At 43.2% G+C, this 10,038-nt stretch carries 8 protein-coding genes and 2 pseudogenes; 3 read left to right on the forward strand and 7 right to left on the reverse strand.

Translation table 11 applies throughout. The features are described from left to right. Window positions 1–131: 131 nt before the first annotated feature. The 3 genes from IM496_RS05570 to IM496_RS05580 form a co-directional block, all read right to left on the reverse strand. Entirely contained in the window at window positions 132–854 is a 723-nt protein-coding gene (locus IM496_RS05570; RefSeq protein WP_194017711.1) for a Stp1/IreP family PP2C-type Ser/Thr phosphatase, read from the reverse strand. 44 nt (window positions 855–898) lie between these two features. Beyond that, window positions 899–2,587: an ABC1 kinase family protein gene (locus tag IM496_RS05575; protein ID WP_287661504.1), complete on the reverse strand. Its 1,689-nt coding sequence runs from the start codon at window positions 2,585–2,587 to the stop codon at window positions 899–901. 90 nt (window positions 2,588–2,677) lie between these two features. Beyond that, window positions 2,678–2,983 (reverse strand): DUF6825 family protein, encoded by a 306-nt coding sequence (locus tag IM496_RS05580; RefSeq protein ID WP_002742311.1) that lies wholly within the window; start codon window positions 2,981–2,983, stop codon window positions 2,678–2,680. Between the two features lie 407 nt (window positions 2,984–3,390). Here IM496_RS05580 and IM496_RS05585 point away from each other — a divergent pair, with 407 nt between their 5' ends. Beyond that, on the forward strand, window positions 3,391–4,614 hold the full coding sequence (locus IM496_RS05585; RefSeq protein WP_287661500.1) for an ABC transporter substrate-binding protein: 1,224 nt from the start codon (window positions 3,391–3,393) through the stop codon (window positions 4,612–4,614). A 357-nt stretch (window positions 4,615–4,971) separates the two neighbouring features. Here IM496_RS05585 and IM496_RS05590 read toward each other — a convergent pair. The 4 genes and pseudogenes from IM496_RS05590 to acsF all read right to left on the reverse strand — a co-directional run bounded on the left by IM496_RS05590 (window position 4,972) and on the right by acsF (window position 7,579). Continuing rightward, window positions 4,972–5,229, reverse strand: a pseudogene (locus tag IM496_RS05590) (Txe/YoeB family addiction module toxin). Further along, a complete protein-coding gene (locus IM496_RS05595) occupies window positions 5,226–5,459 on the reverse strand; it encodes a hypothetical protein (protein WP_287661501.1) in 234 nt (77 codons plus the stop codon). Before IM496_RS05595 ends, IM496_RS05590 begins: the two are co-directional and overlap by 4 nt. Before the next feature lie 364 nt (window positions 5,460–5,823). Next, a complete protein-coding gene (locus tag IM496_RS05600) occupies window positions 5,824–6,345 on the reverse strand; it encodes a zinc ribbon domain-containing protein (protein WP_287661502.1) in 522 nt (173 codons plus the stop codon). A 157-nt stretch (window positions 6,346–6,502) separates the two neighbouring features. Beyond that, window positions 6,503–7,579 carry a magnesium-protoporphyrin IX monomethyl ester (oxidative) cyclase gene (gene acsF / locus IM496_RS05605; RefSeq protein WP_002752007.1) on the reverse strand — a complete coding sequence of 359 codons (1,077 nt, stop codon included), beginning with the start codon at window positions 7,577–7,579 and terminating at the stop codon, window positions 6,503–6,505. A gap of 504 nt (window positions 7,580–8,083) precedes the next feature. Here acsF and IM496_RS05610 point away from each other — a divergent pair. Further along, window positions 8,084–9,631 carry an ApeA N-terminal domain 1-containing protein gene (locus IM496_RS05610; protein WP_287661503.1) on the forward strand — a complete coding sequence of 516 codons (1,548 nt, stop codon included), beginning with the start codon at window positions 8,084–8,086 and terminating at the stop codon, window positions 9,629–9,631. Window positions 9,632–9,924: 293 nt separating this feature from the next. After that, window positions 9,925–10,038 (forward strand): annotated as a pseudogene (locus IM496_RS22310) (twin-arginine translocase subunit TatC); the annotation flags it as partial.

The following is a 10,038-nucleotide window of genomic DNA, read 5'->3' on the forward strand; positions in this document are numbered from 1 at the left end:
CCCACTTCCCCACTTCCCCACTTCCCCACTTCCCCACTTCCCCACTTCCCCACTTCCCCACTTCCCCACTTCCCCACTTCCCCACTTCCCCACTTCCCCACGAGAAACTTTTTGCTGCAAACCCTAGATAGTCAACAGCTGACCATGACCACGGTGATATTATCGGAACCGCCAGCTTTTTTGGCTGCTGCCACTAAATTCTCGACAATTTCCTGACAATCGGCACCGGTTTGCAAATAATCGCTAATTTCCTCGTCGGACAGTTCTTCCGTCAAACCATCACTACAGAGAATCAAACTATCGCCGGATTGCAGATCGAGGGGAGACACGGTCACTGGGGGCAAATTGCGACGACCAAGGCATTGAAATAAAACGTGCCGCCAAGGGTGGTTTTTGGCTTCTTCTTCGGACAGATCGCCCATTTTTATCGCCCTAGCTACCCAGGTATGATCCTCCGTCACCTGTTCTAATTTTTGCTCACGAAAGCGATAGAGACGGGAATCACCAATATGGGTGTACCAAGAGCCATCATCTCGGAAGATAGCCATGACTAGGGTTGTCCCCATGTCCTGTCTTTCGGGATTTTTCAGCTGATCTTCGATAATCTTCTCGTTAGCGACGGTAATTGCCTCCTGCAGCAATTCCCCGGCAGCCCGGGGCGAATTCCAGTGTTCTTCTAGATGAGCTTGGATAGTTTCAGTGGCGATTTGACTAGCTTCCTGGCCCCCCGCATGACCCCCCATACCATCGGCAACGATAAAAAAGCGCCGCTCGGGGTCGATATAATAACTATCCTGATTAACCGATCGCACTACACCAGGATCGGTCAGTCCTCCAAAAGAAAGATTGTTCATCGAAATTTCTGCTGCTAACACAATATTTATTATCCCGCAATCAATTACATCATGCGATCCTGACGTTCAATTTTTCGCCAGAGTCTCACAAGAGCTATCCCCGGCAGCAGCGAAATCGCCATCGGCACTAAAGTTAACCAACCAAAACCACTGACGAATAGAAGCGTCGCTGAGATAAGTAAAGCACTGATCAGTAAAGTATAGTTGGTTCCCATTTGAATCATACCCAATCGCCGCAAAAGTCGATCGGATTCGCTGGAACGTACCCGGACACGGATATCACCCCGTTCTAATTTTTCGATCGTATCATCGATGCGTCGGGGTAAACTCAGGGCGGTGCTGCTCACTTGGGCTGCTTGTCGTCCTAACTCATCGAGGATATTACTGCCATTATTTCCTGTCATATCATTTACTAATTGCAGGGCAAAAGGTTGGGCCACTTCCATAAAGTTAAATTCGGGATCGAGTCCTTTGCCTACCCCTTCTAGGGTGGAAAATGCTCGCATGACGAAGGTAAAGGTAGCGGGAAAGCGAAAAGGCTGATCATAGGCGATTTCATAGAGATCATCGCTGATAGAGGCCACGGACTGCTCCTCAAAGGGTTTATCCATGAAGTTATCGAGCATATACTGGATCGATCGCCGCACTGCTCCCATATCACCATTAGCAGTTAATGCTCCTAAATCCACCAGAGAAGTGACCACGCGATCGGCATCTTTTTGGGCAATTCCCAAGAGAGTCTGCATTAATTTTTCGCGCACGTTGGTTTTGATTTGTCCCATCATGCCGAAATCGTAGAAAATTAGGGAGCCATCACTATCAACGGCAATATTGCCAGGGTGAGGATCTGCGTGAAAAAAGCCGTTATTGAGTAGTTGAATTAGATAAGCTTTTGCCCCTAGTTTAGCCAACAATTTGCGATCGAGTCCGGCCGCTTCTAGGGCTTCATAATGACTGATTTTGATGCCGGGGAGGTATTCTAGGGTTAAAACCCGGGGAGAGGTGTAGCGCCAATAGACTTTCGGTACTTTGACCCAATCTTCCCCGCGAAAATTACGGCGAAAAGTGTCAGCGTTACGACCTTCGTTGAGATAATCGGTTTCTTCCCAGAGGATTTTACAGCATTCTTCATAAATACCAGTCCAATCGCGACCTTTACCCCATTTGGGATGATTTTGGAAGTATTGGGCGATTTTTTTTAGGATGGTCAGATCGATACTAAATAATTTTTTCAATCCAGGCCGTTGGACTTTGACCACCACATCTTCCCCGGTCTTCAGTTGGGCCCGGTGAACTTGCCCTAAACTAGCGGCTGCTAGGGGAATAGGATCAAAGCTTTTAAAGAGTTGATTGAGGGGTTTACCGAGGGATACCTCGATGATTTTGCTGGCCTGTTCGTAGGTAAATGCGGGAACCTGATCCTGTAGTTTCGATAATTCTTCCACATATTCGAGGGGAAAAAGATCGGCCCGGGTGGAGAACAGTTGACCGACTTTAATAAAAGTTGGACCCAATTCTAGCATGGTTTCCCGAATCCAAGCGGCTTGTTTTCTGCGTCTGCTGGCGAGTTTTTCCTCGCTATAGCCGCCGTTATAGCTCCATTTTTTACCGTTGAGCCAGAATTGATAAAGTACAGTCAGAACGAATCGCCAAATATCTAGACGACGACGATTGATGGAATAGTTTTCTCGATTCCAACGATAGCTATTTTTGGCGACTTGGAGGGCCGGCATTGCTGGGTTTAACTCTGGGGTAACGGGGACGGGTAGAAGGGCTGACACGCAGTTTTTGGGGCTTTAAAGCGACTAAAAGAGGGTTTTTGGTTAATTCCGGTAGTTTTTTAGTTCCGAGCGCAATTGGGCGATTTCGGCCCGCATTTCGTCGATGTTTTCCTGCACATCGGCACTGGAGGAACCACTGGAGTCTGTACCAGTATATACTCCCTTTTCCATGGCTCGATCGGCTCTCATTTGCACTTCTTCGACGAATTGCCGCAGGTTTTCCCGTTGTTCGGCATCAAATTTGCCTAATTCGCTTAAAGCGTTGGTAAACGCATCTTCTAGCTGTTCACTGACCACTTCAGCGATCGCTCGTCCGAGGAAAAAGGCGTGAATAACGGGGTTGGTCATAATCTTAAATGGATGTTTTCGCTTGCTGGGGTTTGTGGACGGGAAAGGCGATAATAGATTCCCTAACTACTAGGTTAGGCGACAGAACCAGAAAAGGCAAATCGTTTTTCTGAAAAGGGAGGTGAGACCAAATCCGTTTTCAATAGTGTGATTAACTCTCAAGTTATGAATTGTTTCTCCCTTCTCCCTTCTCCCCACACCCTACACCCTACACCCTACACCCCACTCTCCTATGCCTTTTAAACAGGATTTAGTATGAGACTGGGAGGTTAATCGACAAAATCAGGGGAAAGAAAGGGTGCTAAGGGAGCAAAATCCGATTCGATCGCGTCGAGAATTATCGCTGAAATCAACCCGATTAGCGAAATAATAGTGTCATCAACAATATCAGTCCCCGGAGAGTTAAGATGCTCAGAAAACGTTTATTAATCCCCTTAATATTATCCCTAGTCACTTTTGGTTTAGTGGTGGCCTGTAATTCCGGCACTCCCACCAGTCAAACTAACCCCAGTCCCGCAGAAAACGCCGCCACTGGTGCTATTCCCATCGGCGCAGCTTTAGCTCAAACCAGCAATCTCGCCCTATTGGGACAGGAACAGGTGATCGGTGTCAAGATGGCTGAAACATATTTTAATAAAAAGGGCGGAGTCAATGGAACACCGATTAAAGTTATTATCCAGGATGTGGCTGGGGATGAACAGGGCGCAATCAACGCCATTAATACCCTAATCACTCAAGATAAAGTGGTGGGTATTCTTGGTCCCTCCCTGTCCCAACAAGCTTTTGCCGCTAGTCCGATCGCCGATCGAGCTAAAGTTCCCATTCTCGGTCCGTCTAATACCGCTAAAGGTATCCCCCAGATCGGTGAATATGTGGGTAGGGTGTCTGCTCCTGTGGCTGTGGTTGCTCCCAATGCGGTTAAAACCGCTTTAAAAATCGATCCCAAGATTAAAAAAGTGGCTGTCTTTTTTGCCCAAAATGATGCTTTTAGTAAATCGGAAACGGAAACTTTTCAAGAAACCCTAAAGAGTTTAAATCTTGATATTATCACCGTGCAGAAATTCCAAACCACCGATACAGATTTTCAAAACCAAGCCACCGCCGCTATTAATATTAAACCGGATTTAGTGGTTATTTCTGGTTTGGTTGCTGACGGAGGAAATTTGGTCAAACAGCTGCGACAATTAGGCTATCAGGGGTTAATTATTGGTGGCAACGGTTTAAATACTTCTAATATTTTCCCGGTTTGTCAAGCTCAATGTGATGGTATTCTCATCGCTCAAGCTTATAACCCGGAATTAGATAATCCTATTAATCGGGATTTTGTCGGCGCTTATACAGCAGAAAATAAAAAAGCACCGCCCCAATTTACCGCTCAAGCTTTTACGGGAATTCAAGTTTTTGTCGAGGCATTAAAACGGGTAGATGATAAAAATAAACTCAGTACACTTTCCCTCGAACAAATTCGCCAACAATTAAATCAGGAAATCTTAGCGGGTAAGTATGTCACTGTACTAGGAGATATTGCTTTTACTCCCGAAGGGGAAATCATTCAGGATAAATTCTCCGTGGCACAAATTAAAATGGATGCCGATGGTAAAAATGGTAAATTTACTTTTGTGAAAAATTAATCAGTAAAGGGTTCTTCTCATTTCTATCTCGTTGCAAGGAACTCCCTTGCAACGCATTTCCAGAGGTTCTAGCTTTTGTGTAATACTAAATCCTGTTTAAAGTGTTTAAGACTATTAAATTTGTGACTTCCCCTCACCTATAGGTGAGCAGCAGAAGTTATTCAAAGAGGGCGAATGCAATTCGCCCCTACAATAATATTATTGCGCCAATGGTAGGGGCGCACCGCGTGCGCCCAAAATGTCCTCTAGATATTTGTCCAAAATTGAGATGCACCCAAATTATCCCTATTCTTCTTCCTTCCACACAAAAACCAGAAGAGCCTTGCTCTCAGCTAGTTCTGGAATTTCTGGGGATTATTAGTAGTGAAATTTACAGGAAACAATAACAATTTCTTGATCAGACACGCTATGAACTAGGCGATGTTCTTTTGTAATGCGTCGTGACCACAATCCTGATAGTTCATGTTTTAATGCTTCTGGTTTTCCTAATCCAGAAAAAGGCTATCTTTGAACATCTTTAATCAGGCTGACAATTTTAGCGTAAACTTTTTTATCTGCGATCACCCATTGATTAAACTCATCAAAACTTCGGGTTAGAAAGGCGACTTTCCTCATAAGTTAGCAGCATCTACATAAATATAACTATCAGGATTTTTCAGAGATTCTATTGCCTCTTGGAGATGTTGACGGTTAGCTTCTGTGGAAAGCAGATAGTCCGTTTCATCCATTCCAGCAGCTTCTTTAATCAACAAAATCGCTTCGACAACTGTTCCTTCTGGTAAGTCGAGGGGAGGTAAACTAAGTTGACCATTTTTGATGATTGTTTGGTATTTTAGTGCATTCATATAATTTTACTATTCTTGAGATTTTATTAATTATAGCAGTTTCAATGATAACTTGGCTCTTCTCGTTTCTGTGTGCAAGGAAGAAGAATAGGGATAATTTTCCAGAAATATAGTCTTACCTCGTTGCCAGGGTATCCCTTGTAACACACTTCCAGAGGTTCTAGCTCTTGTGTAACCCATCAGGGAAGGGAGGGAGACACTCCCTCCCTTGTCCCCAGTGTTAAGAATGTTGGACATAGATAAACAGGCGATTTAGTGGGAAAAATGCGCTCGCTGTGGGTTAATCTGGTTAGAAGCGGGTCAATTCAGCCAATATAAACAGAATTTTGCCACAAAAGGAGTTATGGATTTAGCTAAACAGGTTTTATTGCTGTAACTGATGACCACAGCTACTACAAAAGCGATCGGTTGCCGCTACTTTTGCCCCGCATTGACTACAAAATCGCGTTTTACTGACGGTTTTTGCGTCTCCCATACTCATTTTCATATCTCCCATCTCCATTTCCATGGGGGCAAAATTCATCGACATATTACCCATTTTCATCGGTTGCATCGGTTGCATCGGTTGCATCGGTGAGGAGGAGAAACTGGTAGCGGTTGTCGATTGAGAGGACTGAGAAACTCCAGAGGTATGAGGGGAGGAAAAACCGATACTGCTCCCTTGAATTTGGATTCTGTGGGGTCCGGTTTCAGTGATAATTTCAATAATTGCCCCTTGGGGAATTATCTCTATTTGGGGTTCTTTTGTCCAAACTCCCGTGGCAAAACTACTGCTAGACTGCTGTTGTTGTCCCACAGCACCACTAGCGAGGGTTACAATCGTCTGCGGCCCTTGATTATCGAGATAGAGACGTTGTCCTGTGGGTAATTCACTATAAATAGCCATATTTTTGACAGTGAAAAGTAAAAAGTAAAAAGCTAGTTAACACCCCTAGGATCCAGTCTAGCGAGGATAAAAATGTTAGAGGATTTTCTTAAGAATTTTATCGACAAAAAAAGGGCGGTTTAACCCACCCTCACCATGTCTCAAGAAAACAAACTTTTTAACGGACGCTACCGGCTAATTTATCGACCCGAATCGGTTTCATCAGGTACAATTTGAGGAATTGCCAAGCATTAGAGGCGAAGATAGGCAATTTCTTCAGGAATTTAACTGGTGCGGCACTGTTTTCGCTATCGATCGCCCGTAATCCCTCGTTATTGCGAACACAAATTTCTAGGCGATCATAAAATTCAGGACTATCCACATCGAGAACAATCGGGAAGACGCGGCCGGCGGTTTCATTGGTCTTCTCGATTACATACTTATCGTACTCGCGAGCGTCCAAACCGAGAATGGCGTAGAAACCAGAACGCTGAGTATCATTGAGATACATCGTAGCGAAGACCGAAAGCAGGAAGAAACGACACCAGAGACGAGCGCGCCAATCATTAAGAATATCAGGCTGCGCACGCATGATCGCATCAAAGAAGTCCCCGTGACGGTTTTCGTCTTGACACCAATTCTCAAAGAAGTTAAAAATCGGATAAACCCGATCTTCGGGATGTTGTTCGAGATGACGATAAATGGTGATATAACGCCAATAACCGATTTTTTCGGAAAGATAGGTGGCGTAGAAGATAAATTTCGGTTTAAAGAAGGTGTAGTTACGGCTTTTGGTTAAAAATCCCAAGTCAAGGGAGAGGTTAAAATCCGATAAAGCCTTATTAAGGAACCCAGCATGACGCGCTTCGTCCCGGGACATGAGGTTAAAGCATTCCGCGAGAACGGGATTTCTGTTTTTTAAACGTCTGCCGAGTTCTTTGTAGAGAAGAAAGCCGGAAAATTCGGCCGTGCAGGATCTTTCCAGAAATTCCACGAATAAGCGGCGAGTTTCGCCATCAATATGCTCCCAAGAGCGATCGAATTCTTGATTGCGAACGAAGTGATGCCGGTTATAATCGGTACGGAATTCCTCTAAAATCGCTTTCAGTTCTTCCTCGTTAGCGGCGATCGACATTTCCGCCATCGCTTCAAAATCAGTGGTGTAGAAGCGGGGAGTGAGGATCGTTTCTTTAGCGGGAACTTTTATACCCGGACGGATTTCCTCGAATTCTGGTTTTTGGATCGTGCTGACCATAGGGATTATTGATTTTACTCTGGGATGATGATTGAGACGAGTAAAGGCTCTGAGATGATAATGACGAGCCGTGAAAAAACGGCTAGGATTCACTATAGCAAGCTCTCAGCCCTAGACTCCCTTCCTGTTCATTAAAAGTTACAACTCTTAATTAAGCTGTGTAAACAAACGCGGCTTTTTCCCCAGGAGTCTTGACAACTGTTCGGAGATGTGGGGTGATATGGGGAAAACTTCTGGCGATTGCGCCTAAATAGAGTATTATGCAGAAAGTTTTCGTATATTTTTACTCTGGAGAGTGTTATGCAGAAAGTTGACCTATAATATGTAGTTATGCCGCTTAGTCCTTGGTAGGGGCGTAACCGGAGGCGAAGCTTTTGGGATGTAGGGTTAGACTGGCGGAAAGTTTTTAGTAAAATGTAATTTAAGGTTACTTGTGAGCAAACATTGCTCTGGAGAAAATTTCATAGTATAATCAGCGCCGAGCCAAATACATACTGAACGCAGATGCTTGAAGAATTTGTGAGCTTAGGGAAGTGGTGGCTTCCTAACAAACCAGAAGTAGTAATTCCAGGAAAACTAAGCTTTTCGCCTGAGAGTGGCGCAACATTAGAATTAATTGGTTCGTTTTATAGTTCACACCTTAAAGAGATAGGTCAGGTAAAGATTTCTTCCATTGAAGGGGAATCAAATCTAACATCAGCTGTACGACTTGACTTTATAAAGCCTGAGGAAATCATTATTCTCGGTTTGCTTGATAACAATGAAAAAATTACCTTATACAGGTGTTCTGGACAAGTTAAAAGCTTTGAATTTACAAAACTCACAGCGAGTCTTTCATTCAATGTCGAGTATGTTTTTAGAAAAATTCACTTTGAATATGAACAGGACATAAAATTGAAATCTATTTCTGTTCAATATTCTCATCTAGAGAAATGGGTTGGCAAATCTGGAATGCAGTTTTCTGTAGAAGAGAACGAAATATGGATGAGTTATCAGCCGCCATCGAGTATTCATTTGGCGAAAATTGGCAGTCTGGATTTATATATTACCTTTTCTTCAGTATGTGTTTATCCATTTTACCCTGACGCGTACAATGCAAGTATTGAGCAAAAAACTTATCTGACCATACAAAATCCCTGCAATAAACCAATAGATGATTGTGTCAATTTATTGATAAAATTTAGTGATTTGTTAAGCTTTGCAATGACAAAAGCAACTTCAGTAATTAAGGTTACTGGGAAAGCAGATGTCATTCATGAAAAGCCTGTACAGCAAGCAAATGGAGATTTCACACTGGAAAAAGAGGCGCGGGAAACTCAAGTCATCATAATATTTGATTTATGGAATCCTACGAAGAGTTCTGAGATAAACTTGTCCCACGATAAAATGCTATTTCGATTTAGTGATGTAGAAAACAATTTGGGATCATTCTTTGAAGCATGGATTAATAAAAGGGAGGAATATGAACCTGTTTTTGACTTGTTAATGGCAACAATGTATAGCTCTAGCCTTTACTTGGGTTATAAATTTCTAAATATAATCCAAGCTTTGGAGGCTTATCATACAAGCAAGTATGAAGATTCATATCAAGATAAAAAGATTTACGAAAAAGGACTTTATAAGAAATTTAGAGAGGTATTGGACAAATTTCCAAGTGAAAGTGATAATCAAGAAAATGGAATTAGTGATGAGTTTAGAAAGGCTTTAAAGGGAAAACTAAAAAATCAAACAAGCTTTACTTTAGAGACAAGACTCAAAGAAATTCTTAATAAAGTGTCCTCCTTGCTGCCAAATAATTTTATAGGAAACGAAAAAGATAGGGAATTATTTTCTAAGAGAGCTTCTGCAACTCGGAATGCATTGACGCATCATAATAAAGAAAAACGACAACAGGCGGCAAGGGGTCGGGAGTTATTTCAACTTTTTCATACGTTGACTGTGATTCTACAAATTTGCTTATTAAGAGAGCTAAACCTTCCCGATGAGTCTATTAAAATTCTTGTAGAGCGAAATAGAGCAGATCAGAAAGAATGGCGACCACCTTCAAACTGATTAACCACTCACGATTATATTGCTTGTTAAGTGCGATCGCCGATCTTGTAGGGTGCGTTCCCTAATGCAAGTCCTACTGCTCCACTGATCGATTTTTGGGGAACGCACCATGCACATTTATTGCAGCCGTGGGTTAAAGTGCGATGCTGCTCTGGTGGGTTGAGTTCTGGATTGGCAACCTGTCACCGAGCAAACCCGACGATGTTGGAATGATTCTGATAGCTGACGGCTAATAGCTAAGGGTTATCAATGCTAGGATAAAGGCCTGAGTAGAGAACGATCGAGCCAAAGCCATGTCATCGACAGAAGTAAAAACCCCACCCCCAGACAGTACCGAATTCCTCGATGAGTTACCCGGAGAAGTGGAAATGTCCTTATTTGACCACTTGGAGGAGTTGCGGCGCCGG

The sequence above is a fragment of the Microcystis sp. M049S2 genome (genome assembly GCF_020245625.1).
Lineage (GTDB): Bacteria > Cyanobacteriota > Cyanobacteriia > Cyanobacteriales > Microcystaceae > Microcystis > Microcystis ichthyoblabe_A.

Excerpts from the sequence above, each read along its gene's own strand:
- IM496_RS05570 (WP_194017711.1), bottom strand. The coding sequence starts at position 854 with ATGAACAATCTTTCTTTTGGAGGACTGACCGATCCTGGTGTAGTGCGA.
- IM496_RS05575 (WP_287661504.1), bottom strand. The coding sequence starts at position 2,587 with ATGCCGGCCCTCCAAGTCGCCAAAAATAGCTATCGTTGGAATCGAGAA.
- IM496_RS05580 (WP_002742311.1), bottom strand. The coding sequence starts at position 2,983 with ATGACCAACCCCGTTATTCACGCCTTTTTCCTCGGACGAGCGATCGCT.
- IM496_RS05585 (WP_287661500.1), top strand. The coding sequence starts at position 3,391 with ATGCTCAGAAAACGTTTATTAATCCCCTTAATATTATCCCTAGTCACT.
- IM496_RS05595 (WP_287661501.1), bottom strand. The coding sequence starts at position 5,459 with ATGAATGCACTAAAATACCAAACAATCATCAAAAATGGTCAACTTAGT.
- IM496_RS05600 (WP_287661502.1), bottom strand. The coding sequence starts at position 6,345 with ATGGCTATTTATAGTGAATTACCCACAGGACAACGTCTCTATCTCGAT.
- acsF (WP_002752007.1), bottom strand. The coding sequence starts at position 7,579 with ATGGTCAGCACGATCCAAAAACCAGAATTCGAGGAAATCCGTCCGGGT.
- IM496_RS05610 (WP_287661503.1), top strand. The coding sequence starts at position 8,084 with ATGCTTGAAGAATTTGTGAGCTTAGGGAAGTGGTGGCTTCCTAACAAA.